Genomic DNA, 15,865 nt, shown 5'->3' with positions numbered 1-15,865 from the left:
ATTACTCTACAATTATTTCATCAATAAACGTCCAAGCTTTGTTTCCTGCACCTTGTTTTCCTTCTGGAATAATTCCGTAGTTTTTCACCCAAATTTTTATATATCTATTTTTTTTATTTTTATCATCAAAAAAACTAAATGGTGTATAATTATATTCATAATTTCTAATTTGAGTATTATCTGGAATTGGAATAATTAGTAATTCTGCAAAATGTTCGATATCTACTTTTATTAATTCATCATTTTTATTTGGTAAATCGTCATCATTATAAACAGTTACCCAAACTTCTCCTGGGTTATAAATCCATTGTCCATTTGCATCATAAAACCTCATTTTTATTTTTTTTATTATTCTATTCTTACCTAAATCAATATTAATTTCTACATCTTCTCCAGAAAAACCCAACCATTCTTTATCTCCATAACGTTTGTTGTTTCCAGAAATCCCGTTTATTAAAGCTTGTTTACCTCCAGCATTGTATGCTTTATGAGGCTTTACATTCAAAGAAATATTTGCTCCAACAGCTTTGTGTAAATTTATTTTTTGGGTAAAAGTATTTCCCAATTGTTCTCCATTTTTATCAATTACAAAAGCTTTTATAGTTGTTGATGAGTCAATTTGAATGGGTTTTTCATACTCAGGATATAATAAATAAGTAGGTTGATTTCCATCCAAACTATAGACAATTTTATTATCTGTTGTAGTTTCTAGTTGATAACTCATTTTACCATTATCATTTAACAATGCTCCTTTTATCTCATAAATATGATTGGCATAATTCACATTCATGGCATCCAAACGTTTGTTAAAATGCTCTAAACGTTTTATAAAATCGGTATAATTTCTGTTTTCTTTTGATGACCAAACTACTTCACTCAAAGCAATTGCTCTTGGAAACGCCATATATTCTACTTTTTCTGAAGTTGGCATATATTCTGTCCAAACATTTCCTTGTGCACCTAAAACATATTTTGCCTCGGCTTCAGTTAATTCTGTTGGAATTGGATTAAAATTATACACTTTTTCTAAAGGTAAAAAACCACCAATTGCTAAGGGTTCGTTTTCGTTATCAGACTGATAATAATCGAAATATAAATGAGAATTAGGAGTTAAAATTACATCGTGTTTTTGTTTGGCAGCTTCAATAGCTCCAGATATTCCTCTCCAAGACATCACAGTTGCATTGGGTGCCAAACCACCTTCTAAAATTTCGTCCCAACCAATAATTTGTTTTCCTTTTTGGTTGATGTATTTCTCCATTCTTGTAATGAAATAACTTTGCAATTCATGTTCGTCTTTTAAACCTTCTTTTTTGATGAGATTTTGACAATTTTCACATTTTTTCCAATTTGTTTTTGGAGCTTCATCACCACCAATATGAATATATTTTCCAGGAAATAATTCCACAACTTCATCAATAACATCCTCTAAAAATTTGAATGTTGTTTCTTTTGAGCAATAAACTTCTTCAAAAACTCCCCATTTTGTTGCAACTTCAACTTGTTTTCCAGAACAACCCAACTCAGGATGCGCAGCAATTGCAGCTTGGCTATGTCCTGGCATTTCAATTTCTGGAATTACAGTAATTTGTCTTTCAGTTGCATAAGTTACAATGTCTTTAATTTCTTCTTGTGTGTAAAATCCACCATATTTTTTTCCATCAAATTGATGAGGTTGATCTGAATAATGCCCAAGTAACGTTTCTTTTCTAAAAGCTGCAATTTCTTGTAATTTCGGATATTTTTTAATCTCAATTCGCCAACCTTGATCTTCTGTTAAATGCCAATGAAACGTATTCATTTTTAGCATGGCCATTATATCTAAATATTTTTTTATAAAATCTACAGAGAAAAAATGACGAGCAACATCTAAGTGCATTCCTCTGTAAGAAAAACGAGGAGCATCTTCAATTTCTAAACATTGAATTGCAATTTCATTTAAATCGGATTTAATTGGTAATAGTTGTATTAAAGATTGCACTGCGTAAAAAGCACCATTTTTAGTTTTAGCCTCAATTAATATTTTATTTTGACTAATTTTAAGTTTATAACCTTCATCATTTTTTATAGAATCATTTTTTTTAAATATAATTTGATTGCTACTTTTTTTTGAGGTTAGTTCTAAATCGAATGTTTCTTTTAAATAGGAATTAAAAAAGTTTGCAACACTTTCAAATTCCCCAAACAGTGCCAAAGAAGTGTTTTTATTTAAAACAAAAACTTCTTTTTCAAGTGTTAGAGAAACAGGTTTCGGAATAATATTCGGTTCAATTGGTTTTTGAGTGTGATTTTGGCATCCCCAAAAAATTAAAATAAAAAGTGCTAAGAAATAATGATGGATTTTCATTTTCTGTTATATTTGATACGAATTTAATAATCTATTTTGATGAAGCTTCAATTTTTTTCTCTTTTTCTTCTCGTATTTACAATAATATCTTGCAAACCAGAAATCGAAATTCATGAAGCCCAAAAAGACAAACCTTTAATTTCTTATGTAAATCCTTTTATAGGAACTGATGGTCATGGACACACATATCCTGGTGCAACTTTGCCTTTTGGAATGATGCAATTATCTCCAGACACAAGGTTGGATGGTTGGGATGGTTGTTCAGGTTACCATTATTCAGACAATGAAATTTACGGATTTTCACACACCCATTTAAGTGGAACAGGAGTTTCTGATTATGGAGATATTTTACTGATGCCAACCAATAAGCAAATATTTAATAATGGAGCAAACACCTCGTCAAGCTCTGTGCAAGTTGAAGGCTATAAATCTAAATTTTCTCATAAGAATGAAGTTGCAGAGCCTGGTTTTTACAAAGTGCATTTAGATGATACAAATATTGATGTAGCATTAACAGTTTCTAAAAGAAGTGGAATGCACAAATATAATTTTCCTACTGCTGAAAATCAATTTGTAATTTTAGATTTAGAGCATAGAGATGAAGTTTTAGATGCTAAAATCGATAAAATTTCGGATACAGAAATTGTAGGTTATCGTCATTCTAAAGCATGGGCAACAGATCAACGATTGTTTTATGTTATAAAAACTTCACATCCATTTACAGATGTTTTACAGTCACCTTTGCAAGATGGTTTAGTTGGTGGTAGAAAAGCTGCTTTAAATTTTATCAATCCAAATAACGAACCTGTATTTATTAAAATAGGAATTTCTGCTGTTGATGTTGATGGAGCTAGAAAGAATTTAGAAGGAGAAATTGGTAGCAAATCATTTGAAGAAGTAAAAAAAACAGCACAAGATTTTTGGGAACAACAATTAGAAAAAATTGTTATAGAAGATGAAAATGAAGACAATAAAGTCAACTTTTATACTTCTATGTATCATGTTGCATTAGCTCCAAATTTGTATCAAGATGTGGATGGGAGATATAGAGGAATGGATTTAGAAATCCATAAAACTAAAGATTTTGATTATTATACAGTGTTTTCATTATGGGATACGTATAGAGCTGCACATCCTCTATATACCATTATAGAGCAAGAAAAAACCAACGATTTTATCAATACTTTTTTGGCTAAATATGATGAAGGTGGCATTATGCCAATTTGGGATTTAGCTGCAAATTATACAGGTTGTATGATTGGATATCATGCAGTGCCTGTAATTGCAGATGCCTATTTAAAAGGTATACAAGGTTTTGATGCTAATAAGGCTTTAGAAGCAATGAAACATTCTGCAACTCGCGATAAATTAGGTTTAGATTCGTATAAAAACTATGGTTTTATTCCTGTAGAAAAAGAATCTGAATCGGTTTCTAAAACCTTAGAATATGCTTATGATGATTGGACAATTGCACAAATGGCAAAAGCAATGGGTAAAGAAAATGATTATAAAACCTACTCACAAAGAGCACAATATTATAAGAATATTTTTGATCCAAGTACGCAATTTATGAGAGGTAGATTTAGAAATACCTGGTTTGCACCTTTTGATCCTTATGAAGTAAACTTTAATTATACAGAAGCCAATTCTTGGCAATACAGTTTTTATGTGCCTCAAGATATTGTAGGTTTTACAAAATTGTTAGGAGGAAAGCAGCAATTAGAAAATCAGTTAGATAAATTATTTACAGCTAACGATAAAACTTCTGGAAGTCATCAAGTAGATATTACTGGTTTAATTGGGCAATATGCACATGGTAATGAACCTAGTCATCACATGGCTTATTTGTATAATTTTGTAAACAAACCTTATAAAACTCAAGAAAAAGTACGTCAGATTTTAACAGAATTGTACACAAATGCTCCAGATGGAATTTCAGGAAATGAAGATTGTGGACAAATGAGTGCTTGGTATATTTTTTCTTCTTTAGGCTTTTATCCTGTAACTCCTGGTGCTAATCAATATATTATTGGAAGTCCATTATTTAATAAGGCTACTATTAATTTAGAATCTGGAAAATCATTCACGGTAGATGTTGTATATAAATCTAAAGAGCACAAATACATCAAATCTGTAAAATTAAATGGAGAAAACTATGAGTATTCGTATATCAATCATACAGCTATTATGAATGGTGGAAGTTTGATTTTTGAAATGACAGATCAACCTACAAATTGGGGAACAAAAGATGAATTTATTCCATCAACAGAAATTAAAGAACATGTAATTGTGGCATCACCTTTTATTGCAAAAGGAGATATTGCTTTTAAAGAAAGTACAGAAATAGAGTTAAAGTCTGTTGATAAAGATGCAGAAATATATTTTTCATTTGGTCATAAATTTAAAAAATATGAATATCCAATTTTAATTTCTGAAGCCTTGACATTATCAGTTTATGCCCAAAAAGGAGAAACAAAAAGTAAAACAATTACCACAACTTTTTATAAAATAGATCCAAACCTTAAAATTGAATTACAAAGCAAGTATGCAAATCAATATAATGCTGGTGGAAATAATGCTTTAATTGATGGAATTCTTGGAACAGAAGATTTTAGAACAGGCACTTGGCAAGGATATCATAATACAGATTTAGTGGCTATTGTTGATTTAGGAAAAGAAGATAATAATGAAGGTAGATTAGAAGTCAATTTCTTAGAAGACCAACGCTCATGGATTTTTCTTCCTTCTGAAGTAGAGATTTTAATTTCTTCTGATGCTAAAAGTTATAAATCTCTAGGTGATTATTCAGTCGATAACACTAAAGAAAATGAAAATGTAAAAATTCAAGAATATATTTTTAAATATCCTCCAAATACAAAAGTTAGATACATAAAAATCATTGCAAAAAAATTAGGCAAACTTCCTGAATGGCATTTAGGTTACAAACATGATGGAAGAAGTTGGATTTTTGTAGATGAAATCCAAATAAGATAAACAGTAAAAGTTATTCAGAATAAATGAAAAGAAGAAATTTTATAAAAAAAGCATCAGCTACAGGTTTAGGATTGGTTGCTGTATCATCATCATTAATTTCATGTGATGAAACTACAAAAGATAAAAAAATTGGTGTAGCATCATCAAAAGTTATAAAACCATTGGTTATTGCCACTTGGAAAACAGATTTAGCCGTAGAAACTGCTGCAGCAGTTCTAGAAAAAGGAGGATCTGCTTTAGATGCAGTAGAAGAAGGCTGTAGAATAGAAGAAGCCAATGAAAAAGGACAATCTGTAGGAAAAGGAGGTTTACCTGATAGAGATGGAGATGTAACTCTAGATGCTTGTATTATGGATTCAACAGGAAATTATGGAGCAGTTTTAGGTGTAAAAAACATCAAACACGTAATTTCTGTAGCAAGAAAAGTCATGGAAGATACTCCACATGTAATGTTAGTGGGTGAAGGCGCAAAAAAGTTTGCCATTTCTAAAGGCTTTGAACCTGAGGATTTATTAACAGAGGCTTCTAAAAAAGCTTGGGAAAAATGGAAAGAAACATCAGAATACAAACCGATTATCAATATCGAAAATCATGATACCATTGGAATGTTAGCTATTGATAAAAAAGGAGATATTTCTGGAGCTTGTACCACAAGTGGATTGGCATATAAAATGGCTGGTAGAGTAGGAGATTCACCCATAATTGGTGGAGGTTTGTTTGTAGATAATGAAATTGGGGGAGCCTCTGCAACAGGTTTAGGAGAAGAAGTTTTAAAAACAGTAGGTAGCTTTTTAATTGTGGAATTAATGCGTCAAGGAAGAACTCCACAAGAAGCTTGTGAAGAAGCTATTGGACGAATTGTAAACAAACCAGGAAAGAATTTTAAAGACTTTCAAGTCGGTTACATTGCTGTGAATAAACAAGGTGAAACAGGAGCGTATTCTATTCATGAGTGGTTTAGTTATAACATTTACAAAAACAAAGAAAACAAGAATATCAAATCAGATTTTTTTAATAAGAGTTAGCATATTTTTAAACTTAAAACTAATTACTCAAAATTCATAACTTTTTTCAATGTCAACAACCAAGAAATCCTACAAAAGTGCTTTTATTTTTTTAACGACGTTATTTTTCCTTTGGGGATTTATTACAGTGTTAGTCGATAGTTTAGTGCCAAGATTAAAAGATGTTTTCGAAATGTCGTATGCAAAAACAGTGCTAGTACAATTTGCATTTTTTGTGGCTTTCTTTGTGTTCTCTTTACCTGCAGGATTTATATTATCTAAAATCGGGTATAAAAAAGGAATTGTTTTAGGCCTATTAACCATGGCATTAGGCTGTTTGTTATTTTATCCTGCTGCAGAATACAGAACTTTTGTAGTGTTTTTAATCGGATATTTTACATTAGCTGGTGGAATTACCATTTTACAAGTGGCTGCAAATCCTTATGTAGCCTTGTTAGGAACTGAAGATGGTGCAAGTAGTCGTTTAAATTTGTCGCAAGCATTCAACTCTTTAGGAACCACAATTGCTCCTGTAATTGGTGCATTATTTTTACTAAGTGATTCCGTAAAAACATCCGAAGAAATTAATCTATTAAGTGAACTTGATAAAACGAATTACTATGTTGCAGAAGCAGCCACAGTGCAAACACCTTTTTTATGGATTGCTGCTTCCATTGCAATTTTAGCCATCATTTTTGGATTTATCAACTTGCCAACAGTTATGGAAAAGGTGCCAAAGGGCGGTTATGGAAAGTTGTTAAAAAACAAAGCTATGTTACTAGGAGCTTTAGGAATTTTTGTGTACGTAGGTGCAGAAGTTTCTATTGGTAGCTTTTTGGTCAATTATTTTGCTGATATGAATTTAGGAGCAGTCGTTGCTCAAAATGAAACCATGATGCATATTGCCAACACCATTGCAAGTACTTTTAATAAAACTTTCACAGATTCCGATCCAAAATCATTGTTGGGTATTTTTGTAATTTTTTATTGGGGTGGAGCCATGATTGGTCGATTTATAGGTTCTTATTTAACTAAAATTATGGCACCAGGAAAAGTGTTAGCCATTTTTGCAACTTTGGCAATACTTATGATTATGATTTCCATAAACACAGTAGGTTTACTTTCTATGTGGTCTATTTTAGCAGTTGGTTTGTTCAACTCAATTATGTTCCCAACTATTTTTACGTTAAGTTTAGAAGGTTTGGGTGATTTAAAAGCACAGGCTTCTGGTTTGCTATGTATGGCAATTGTGGGTGGAGCTGTAATTCCTTTTATTTTTGGTAGTTTAATAGATGGTTTTGGTTTTAAAACAGCGTTTATTTTAGCAATTCTTTGTTATGGATACATTTTGTTTTTTGGTAGGTTTAAAGCAAAGAAAATAAGTTGATATAATAACGCTACTTTTAAAAAGTATAGAGATTTTTTTGTTATGATTTTCTTTCTTTAAGATATAATTCTTGCACAAGTACAATTACGATAACTGTAATCGGTGTTGCTAAGATCAATCCCCAACCACCAGTTAAAATCCCCATAATTAATTGCGATATTATAATAAGTGCTGGTGGCATATTAATAAGTTTTTTCTGAACAAATGTTGTTATAAAATTACTTTCTATAAATTGAATTAAAGCATAAAGACCAATCACTAAAGCAGCCATGGTTGGACTTTGTAAAAGCGCGACTAATACAGCTGGTATCAAAGCTATTAGTGGGCCAAAATTAGGAATAAAACTAATTAAGCCTGCTAAAAGTGCTAAAACCAACCAAAGAGGCATGCCTATAATTGCCAAACCAATGGCAGTTAAGATAAACACAACAACCATCGAAAATAATTTTCCTTTAAGCCATTTGCGTAATTGCTCGTTTAATTTTTCTAAAACTTGCTTCCCTTTTTGTTGTCTTTTAATAGGCAATAATTCAATAAATCCATTGGTATATATGTTGGGTGAAATTGTAAAAAATATACCAATAAACAAGACAACATACAAATCTCCAAAAATTCCAAATGTAGATTCAAAAAACTTTCCTACAAAAGACTGTGCTTTATTTATAGAGCTATTTGAAGTTAGTCTATTCATAACATTTTCACCAAGAGAACTGCTGTTTATTTCATTCTTTAAATAATCAATAGTTTTGGGTAAAGTTTCTGATAGTTCAGTGATTTGAGTTTGCACTTTAGCCCCAATAAGCCAAAACAATCCAGCAGTTATTACTAAACTTGCAAAAATAGAAATGCCAACACAAACACCTTCTTTAAAATTTGTGAAACGCTGAATTTTATCGCTTAAACTTCTAAAAAAAATAGCAATTAATGAACCCGCCAACACCAATAAAAAAATACGAAAAGTGCTTTGGAATAGTAATAAAATAGCAATTGTTAAAATTAGTATTTTAACGGTAATCCATACTTTTTTTTCAAAAGTGATATTTGTAGTTGATGCTTTTTGAGGTGAGCTCATTCGTTTCATTTTTAAATTAAACCAAAGTATTTCAAAAATACAGTATTGAAATAAAAATTTACACGAATCTAATCATTTTTAAAAACGAACAAAATAAAATAACAATAATTAAAGATTAATTTTTGATGTTATTGTTCTAAATAACTTAGTAAAGACTGCTTATTAGTTAAATTTTCAATTTTTTAATCGATGGTTTTGATTTTAAAACAGCGTTTATTTTAGCAATTCTTTGTTATGGGTATGTTTTGTTTTTTGGGAGATTTAAAGGTAAAAGCAGCTCTTAATCTTTCTATTTCGTCTTCGCTCAATACAGGCGTCAGAAAGAAATAATCTTGTGTTCAAACATTTTTTGGTATTTTTAGTTTTATTAAAAGCTACTTAGTGTTTGTGTATTGTTACTTTGTGTTTGTTTAAGGCGACTTTGTCATTGATTAGGGTTACTTAGTCTTTATGCAAGGTGACTTTGTAACTGCGAGGGGTGACTTTGTCATTGATTAGAGTTACTTAGTCTTTATGTAAGGTGACTTTGCAACTGCGAGAGGCGACTTTGTCATTGATTAGGGTTACTTAGTCTTTATGTAAGCTTACTTTGTGACTGCGAGAGGTGACTTTGTTATTCGGAAGCTTTACTTAGTGTTTGAGTGAGGTTACTTTATCATTCGTAAGGGGTCTAAAGTGGTTGTGTGAGTTGACTTTAATATTTGTAAGTAAGCTAGGATTAGAAATAAATTATATATTTTGTTTTACTTTACTAAATTTTCAATTTTTTTAATAATTGGTATAAAGTTTTCAATCTGGGTTAATCTTTTTTATTGATTTTTAGCTTTAATGTTTTTATAAGTTAATGTTTGTAATTCTATTTGTTATATTCGGATGTTGTGCATAGTTATTTTTTATTCCATTCGATGCTCCATTTGCCCATTTTGCTATTTCAATCTCACAATAACCTTGGATAGATTCAGCAATTTTCTCAGGATGATTATCATAAAGTTCAAATGCATCTCTTGATTTTGTATTTAAATCTTTTTTAACGAATTGTTTTCCGTGAAATAATTTATCTCTAATACGACCTGAAATCTCTATTACATCATATCTGTATTTTTTACCATTTATATTTATTTCTGAAATTGCACCATTTTCCAATCCTAATAAAATTTTAACTGCTTTTCTCGAACCAATTGATTTTTTTAAATTTGAAGCTAAACATTCTAAGCAATTAAAATATCTTGCAATTTTAAACTTTTGATTAGATTCAAAATTGGCATCTTTGAATATTGATAAAGCGTAGGAAAAATGTTCATCATTTTTTGAGGTTTCAATGATTTTTTGAATTTGTTTTAAATAGTCACTTCCTGTATTTCCAAACCCAAGTCTTGTTCTCTTTCTTGAATTGGGAGGTGTCAATCTAAAAAAACTATTTTTACTGTCAAGAATCAAATATCCAAAAGTATCCATTCTTTCTCCTGAAGACCAACTTAAAGCTTCTTTAGCTCTTAATAAGTCATCTATTGCATTTAGTTCTAAATTTTCTGGAGAATCATCTTTGTCAAGAAAACAAATTATTGCAATTACAGGTAATGAATTAATTCCCTGATTAATCAAACTTGTAATTCCATTTTTATCAACATTCGCTTTTCCAATTTCAATTGAATATTTGACTAAATATCTAGCAAACATTTCATAGCCTATGGCTTTTAAAGGAACTGCAAATATGTTATCTGAATAGAATAGAGGCTCTTGAATAAAAGCTCCAATTACTAATTCGTGAACTGCAGGTCTCCTTTTCAAGTGTGTTTCTATTTCTTCCTTTTTCATCGTAATTAGGCCTAAACTCGTTATATAGCAACTTTTAATACTCATATCCCGTAAATTTAACAGGACATCATACTTTTATGTTACTCTGTAAAGATAATTTATTTATAGCAGTATATTTTAATAAAAAAAGATTCATATAGATACCCATTTTTAAAAACAAAACCCAAAACAATTAAGTTTTGGGTTTTTAAATTATATAAAGGTATTACCTTTTATTTCTTTTTTTGTTGTGCTTGTTGCTCTTGTGCTTGTTTCATAGCAGCATCAATTCTTTGACGGAATTTACTCTTCGCTTTTTCAGGACGTTTTTTGTTTTCCTCAATTTGTGCATGAATTTTATCTTCATCAATTACATAGTTCTTAATTACCAACATAATTGTAATGGTTAATAAGTTAGAAATAAAGTAATACAAACTTAATGAACTTGCGTAGTTGTTAAAGAAAAACAACATCATAATAGGAGAGAAGTAAATCATATACTTCATCATTTTGCTCATATCTGGCATCCCTTCTTGTGTTGGTGCTTGCATATTTGCTTGTTGACTTTGGTTCATTTTCATGTAAAAGAAAATAGCTACAGAAGCCAATATTGGGAATAAACTTACGTGATCTCCGTAAAAAGGAATCGCAAATGGCAAGTTAAAAATAGTATCGTAAGAAGATAAATCTGGTGCCCATAAAAAGCTTTCTTGTCTTAACGCTAAATTTGTTGGAAAAAACTTAAACAATGCAAAGAATACTGGCATTTGTAATAAAGCAGGAATACAACCAGAAAGCATACTAACTCCAGCTTTTCGCTGAATGGCCATGGTTTCTTGCTGACGCTTCATAGCGTTTTCTTTTCCAGGATATTTCTCATTCAAGGCAGTTAATTCAGGTCTGATTACCTTCATTTTTGCACTCGATAAATACGATTTATATACTAAAGGCGACATGATAATTCTAACAACAATCGTCATTAAAATGATGATTAAACCATAATTACCTAAAAAGCCTTGTAAGAAATTAAATACAGGATAAAAAATAGTTCTGTTTAAGAAACCAAAAATTCCCCAACCTAAATCTGCAATTTCATCTAAATCTGTTCCTTCATATTGTTCGCTGCTTAGTAAGTTATAATCACTTGGGCCATAAAACCACTTCATGTTATAATTTAATTCACCAGCAGTTAAGGCTAAAGGTGTTTTAAGTTCGTATTTTTTGGTAAAAACAGTATCAATATCTTCGTTTTCAACTAAATCTGTAGAGGTTATAGTTGCGTTATCAAAAGGTGTATCTGTTAATAGGTTACTGGTAAAAAAGTGTTGTTTGTAAGCAACCCAATCAACATCATTTATAACTTCTGTATTGCCAGCATTTAAATAATCTACATCATCTTCAGTTTTATAGTAGTAGTAAGAATACATACTATTTTCAGTTTTGATGCTTTTTTCATGTCTGTATCCTTTTAAAGACCAATCTAAATTAATTGGGTTAGAAGCGTTGATGACGTTGCTTAAACCTTGTGAACGAACAGAAAAATCAACCAAATATTTTTTCGGTTTAATTTCATATCTGTACTCTAAAAATTGAGTATCAGAAACTTTTAACTTCATAGACAAAACAGTGTTTTCTCCATTTTTAGTTAAGTTCGGCTCAAAAAATAAATCTTTTGTATTTAAAATGCGATTGTCTGTAGTTCCAAAATTGATGTTGAAAGACGCATTATTGTCTTTAATCATATATAAAGGAAGCGAATCGTAGGTTTTGTAATTTTTGATTAACGCTTTTACAATCTGTCCACCTTTGTTGGCAATAGTTAATTTTACTAGGTTATTCTCTATAACAGAGGTACCTTCTGCACCTGTCATTGCACTTTGTGCAAAAGCACCTAATTGATTTTGAAGTGCAATTTGTTTAATTGAATCGTTTTCAAAATAAGGAGCAACATCTATTGTGTTAGTGTCTTGTTCAGTAGGAGTTTCTACAACTTCTAAAGATTCTTTTTCTTGAATATCTGTTGGCGGATTTGTGTTAAAATACCATAATGCGATTCCTGCAAGAAGAATCATTCCAATAAAAGAATTATAATCGAATTTTTTTTGTTCCATGTGTAAAATTAAATGTCAGTTTGTCATTAACGCCAGAAAATCTTTTGTTAAAAAGGCGACAAATGTAGCAAAATCTACTATATTTTAATTGATTTTTCTACGGTTATTGTTGAATCTCTAATAGTTCAAATTGTGTTCCGTTTTTACATGCTGAACTCGTTTCAGCATCTTTTAATTTATTATTTCAAAGTAAGCGTAAATATTTCTTTATTTCATTTCCATTATAAAACTCTGAACTCTGAACTCTGAACTCTAAACTCTAAACTCTGAACTACTTCTTAGACTGTTTCAAAGCTGCTTTTATAAAATCGACGAATAAAGGATGAGGTTTTAAAACCGTACTTTTATATTCAGGATGATATTGAACTCCCACAAACCAAGGATGATTTTCTAATTCCACAACTTCTACCAAACCAGTTTTTGGGTTGATTCCTGTTGCTTTTAAACCAGCTTCTTCCATTTGAGTTAAATAGTCGTTGTTAAACTCATAACGATGTCTGTGTCTTTCGCTGATCAATTCAGATTTATAAGCTTTGTAAACTTTAGAGTTGTGTGTCAGTTGACAATCCCATGCACCTAAACGCATTGTGCCACCTTTGTTAGTTACATTTTCTTGGCTTTCCATTAAATTAATAACAGGATGTTTCGTGCTTTTGTTCATTTCACTAGAACTTGCGTTTTCTAAGTTCAACACATTTCTGGCAAATTCAATCACAGCCATTTGCATTCCTAAACAAATTCCGAAGAAAGGAATATTGTTTTCACGTGCATATTTTACAGCTTTTATTTTTCCTTCAATTCCACGATCTCCAAAACCAGGAGCCACTAAAATTCCGTTTAAACCTTCTAGTTTTTTTTCTACAGTTTTAGGTGATAAGCTTTCAGAATGAATCCAACGTACTTTTACTTTTGTTTCATGTGATGAACCAGCATGAATAAAAGCTTCTGTAATCGATTTATAAGAATCTTGCAATTCAATATATTTTCCAATCAATCCAATTTCAACTTCGGATGTTGGGTTTTTATGCTTTCTTAAAAAGTTATTCCAAACTTTTAATTCAGGTTCGCCTTTAGAAGAAAGTTTTAATTTATTTAAAACAACCGTATCTAAATTTTGTGCTAACATTAAGTTAGGCACATCATAAATAGTTTCTGCATCAATAGATTGAATAACATCTTCTTGCTTTACATTACAAAATAAGGCTAGTTTTCTTTTGATGTCATCAGAAATTTCGTGCTCAGTTCTACAGACCAAAATATCTGGACTTACGCCACTTTGCATCAACATTTTTACAGAGTGCTGAGTAGGTTTTGTTTTCAACTCGCCTGCAGCAGCTAAAAAAGGCACTAAGGTTAAATGAATAACAATGGCATTTTCTTCGCCTTTTTCCCAAAGCATTTGACGAACAGATTCTATGTAAGGCAAAGATTCAATGTCACCAACAGTGCCACCAATTTCTGTAATTACAATATCATAATCGCCAGTTTCTCCTAAAATTTGAATTCTGTGTTTTATTTCATCAGTAATATGCGGAATTACCTGCACCGTTTTTCCTAAAAACTCTCCTTTTCTTTCTTTATCAATAACTGATTGATAAATTCTACCAGTAGTGACATTGTTAGCTTGGCTTGTAGGAATGTTTAAAAAACGCTCATAATGCCCTAAATCTAAATCGGTTTCTGCACCATCATCAGTTACATAACATTCTCCATGTTCGTAAGGATTTAGTGTACCTGGATCTATATTAATGTATGGATCTAATTTTTGAATGGTGACAGAAAAGCCTCTTTCTTGCAATAATTTTGCTAAAGATGCTGCTATAATTCCTTTTCCAAGTGATGAAGTTACGCCTCCTGTTACAAAAACGTATTTAGTATTGTGCATGGTTACTTTAGGTTTGGGCAAAAGTACTAACGTTTATGAACATCACAAATAAAAAAGTGGAATAATTATAAATAGTTTTATTCTGTATATTTGTATAGATTTATAATGTATGTTTCAATTAGAGTTTACTACTAAAGCTGTAAAAAAACCTTAAAAAGATTGATAAGAAATATCCAACTCTTATCATATCTAAATTAGAAGAATTAGCTTTGAATCCAAAAGAGTCAAGTAATATTAAACCTTTAAAAGGGAGCAATTACTTTAGATTAAGAGTAGCAAACTACAGAATAATTTATGAATTACAGAATACTGAGTTTATTATTTTAATTATAGACGTTAATCATAGAAAAGATATTTATTAATTATGGAAACAATTAAAGTGAAAAATGGAATTTTGGATGCTCTAAAAGGTATTTTGGCAGAATTAAATTTAAAAGAAGTAGAAGACTTACAAGATATGCTTTCTATCCAAATGCATAAATTAACAGACAATGGAAATAGAGTTAGTTTAGCTGATTTAAAGAAAGAATTGGACATAGAGTAGTAAAGTTTAAAAAAACACAAAATAAGTTTTGAAAAAAATCCTCCTAATAAATTTCTTGTTATTATCCTTTTTGATCAAAGGGCAAAATGAAGCAAGTGTAGAAAAATCAATGCACGTTTAATTTCTGCTTTATAAAATGCTATTGCTAGCATTAAAATTATAGATTAAGATACTTTTGAAGTAGTTATAGAAGTGAGTTGTACAGCTATTGTTAACGATTCTAAATATCATTTTGAAGAGGCTATAGACCATCAAGGACCAGTTATAGGAACTATTCCTGTACATAAAAACTCTTTTAGTTTGGGGGAAAAAGCCATGAAAAAACTTTTAAAAAAGATAAAATAAAAATATTTTAATTTTTTTTAAAATACTATTTGTCTAAAATAAAAACAGTTGTATATTTGCACACGCTTTTAATGAGGTAATTCTATAAAGCAAAACTATAATTATTAAGAAGATTTTTAAAAATACATACAATGCCGAAAAGAACGTACCAACCATCAAAGAGAAAGAGAAGAAACAAACATGGTTTCATGGAAAGAATGGCTTCTGCTAATGGTAGAAAAGTATTAGCTCGTAGAAGAGCAAAAGGAAGAAAGAAAATTTCTGTTTCATCTGAAACTAGACATAAAAAATAAAATGATTAACAATTGTTAATATATAAGGTGTTACTTTTTTAAGTAACACCTTTTTTTATACCCAATCAGTAACTATTTTTGTAAAACAA

At 30.4% G+C, this 15,865-nt stretch carries 11 protein-coding genes and 1 pseudogene; 7 read left to right on the top strand and 5 right to left on the bottom strand.

Annotated features, from left to right (window positions below):
* Window position 1: 1 nt before the first annotated feature.
* On the bottom strand, window positions 2-2,347 hold the full coding sequence (locus tag P161_RS0100200; protein ID WP_026775091.1) for a beta-N-acetylhexosaminidase: 2,346 nt from the start codon (window positions 2,345-2,347) through the stop codon (window positions 2-4).
* Between the two features lie 39 nt (window positions 2,348-2,386).
* On the opposite strand from P161_RS0100200, the gene P161_RS0100195 reads away from it, so the two are divergent.
* The 3 genes from P161_RS0100195 to P161_RS0100185 are packed head-to-tail and all read left to right on the top strand — an operon-like array spanning window position 2,387 to window position 7,732.
* Window positions 2,387-5,341 carry a GH92 family glycosyl hydrolase gene (locus P161_RS0100195; protein WP_026775090.1) on the top strand — a complete coding sequence of 985 codons (2,955 nt, stop codon included), beginning with the start codon at window positions 2,387-2,389 and terminating at the stop codon, window positions 5,339-5,341.
* A gap of 23 nt (window positions 5,342-5,364) precedes the next feature.
* Window positions 5,365-6,366: an isoaspartyl peptidase/L-asparaginase family protein gene (locus P161_RS0100190; RefSeq protein ID WP_026775089.1), complete on the top strand. Its 1,002-nt coding sequence runs from the start codon at window positions 5,365-5,367 to the stop codon at window positions 6,364-6,366.
* 49 nt (window positions 6,367-6,415) lie between these two features.
* A complete protein-coding gene (locus P161_RS0100185) occupies window positions 6,416-7,732 on the top strand; it encodes a sugar MFS transporter (protein WP_026775088.1) in 1,317 nt (438 codons plus the stop codon).
* A 40-nt stretch (window positions 7,733-7,772) separates the two neighbouring features.
* Here the strand turns inward: P161_RS0100185 and P161_RS0100180 are convergent, their stop codons facing one another.
* The 4 genes from P161_RS0100180 to P161_RS0100165 form a co-directional block, all read right to left on the bottom strand.
* Entirely contained in the window at window positions 7,773-8,804 is a 1,032-nt protein-coding gene (locus tag P161_RS0100180; protein WP_197026309.1) for an AI-2E family transporter, read from the bottom strand.
* An 834-nt stretch (window positions 8,805-9,638) separates the two neighbouring features.
* On the bottom strand, window positions 9,639-10,619 hold the full coding sequence (locus P161_RS0100175; protein ID WP_026775086.1) for a hypothetical protein: 981 nt from the start codon (window positions 10,617-10,619) through the stop codon (window positions 9,639-9,641).
* Window positions 10,620-10,831: 212 nt separating this feature from the next.
* Window positions 10,832-12,709: a membrane protein insertase YidC gene (yidC, locus tag P161_RS0100170; protein WP_026775085.1), complete on the bottom strand. Its 1,878-nt coding sequence runs from the start codon at window positions 12,707-12,709 to the stop codon at window positions 10,832-10,834.
* A gap of 271 nt (window positions 12,710-12,980) precedes the next feature.
* On the bottom strand, window positions 12,981-14,594 hold the full coding sequence (locus tag P161_RS0100165) for a CTP synthase (RefSeq protein ID WP_026775084.1): 1,614 nt from the start codon (window positions 14,592-14,594) through the stop codon (window positions 12,981-12,983).
* 155 nt (window positions 14,595-14,749) lie between these two features.
* Here P161_RS0100165 and P161_RS20030 point away from each other — a divergent pair.
* The 4 genes and pseudogenes from P161_RS20030 to rpmH all read left to right on the top strand — a co-directional run.
* Window positions 14,750-14,956 (top strand): annotated as a pseudogene (locus P161_RS20030) (type II toxin-antitoxin system RelE/ParE family toxin); the annotation flags it as partial.
* Window positions 14,957-14,958: 2 nt separating this feature from the next.
* Window positions 14,959-15,138 carry a hypothetical protein gene (locus P161_RS0100160; RefSeq protein WP_026775083.1) on the top strand — a complete coding sequence of 60 codons (180 nt, stop codon included), beginning with the start codon at window positions 14,959-14,961 and terminating at the stop codon, window positions 15,136-15,138.
* 192 nt (window positions 15,139-15,330) lie between these two features.
* Window positions 15,331-15,483, top strand: coding sequence for a hypothetical protein (locus tag P161_RS19435; protein WP_155810387.1), 153 nt, complete (start codon window positions 15,331-15,333; stop codon window positions 15,481-15,483).
* A 131-nt stretch (window positions 15,484-15,614) separates the two neighbouring features.
* Window positions 15,615-15,776 (top strand): 50S ribosomal protein L34, encoded by a 162-nt coding sequence (gene rpmH / locus P161_RS0100150; RefSeq protein WP_026775082.1) that lies wholly within the window; start codon window positions 15,615-15,617, stop codon window positions 15,774-15,776.
* Window positions 15,777-15,865 lie beyond the last annotated feature (89 nt).

The sequence above is a fragment of the Polaribacter sp. Hel_I_88 genome (assembly GCF_000687935.1).
In the GTDB taxonomy this organism is placed as follows: Bacteria; Bacteroidota; Bacteroidia; order Flavobacteriales; family Flavobacteriaceae; genus Polaribacter.
This window is presented reverse-complemented; position numbering and strand designations above follow the sequence as displayed.

Excerpts from the sequence above, each read along its gene's own strand:
- P161_RS0100190 (WP_026775089.1), top strand. The coding sequence starts at position 5,365 with ATGAAAAGAAGAAATTTTATAAAAAAAGCATCAGCTACAGGTTTAGGA.
- P161_RS0100195 (WP_026775090.1), top strand. The coding sequence starts at position 2,387 with ATGAAGCTTCAATTTTTTTCTCTTTTTCTTCTCGTATTTACAATAATA.
- P161_RS0100180 (WP_197026309.1), bottom strand. The coding sequence starts at position 8,804 with ATGAGCTCACCTCAAAAAGCATCAACTACAAATATCACTTTTGAAAAA.
- P161_RS0100200 (WP_026775091.1), bottom strand. The coding sequence starts at position 2,347 with ATGAAAATCCATCATTATTTCTTAGCACTTTTTATTTTAATTTTTTGG.
- P161_RS0100175 (WP_026775086.1), bottom strand. The coding sequence starts at position 10,619 with ATGAAAAAGGAAGAAATAGAAACACACTTGAAAAGGAGACCTGCAGTT.
- P161_RS0100165 (WP_026775084.1), bottom strand. The coding sequence starts at position 14,594 with ATGCACAATACTAAATACGTTTTTGTAACAGGAGGCGTAACTTCATCA.
- P161_RS0100185 (WP_026775088.1), top strand. The coding sequence starts at position 6,416 with ATGTCAACAACCAAGAAATCCTACAAAAGTGCTTTTATTTTTTTAACG.
- yidC (WP_026775085.1), bottom strand. The coding sequence starts at position 12,709 with ATGGAACAAAAAAAATTCGATTATAATTCTTTTATTGGAATGATTCTT.
- rpmH (WP_026775082.1), top strand. The coding sequence starts at position 15,615 with ATGCCGAAAAGAACGTACCAACCATCAAAGAGAAAGAGAAGAAACAAA.
- P161_RS0100160 (WP_026775083.1), top strand. The coding sequence starts at position 14,959 with ATGGAAACAATTAAAGTGAAAAATGGAATTTTGGATGCTCTAAAAGGT.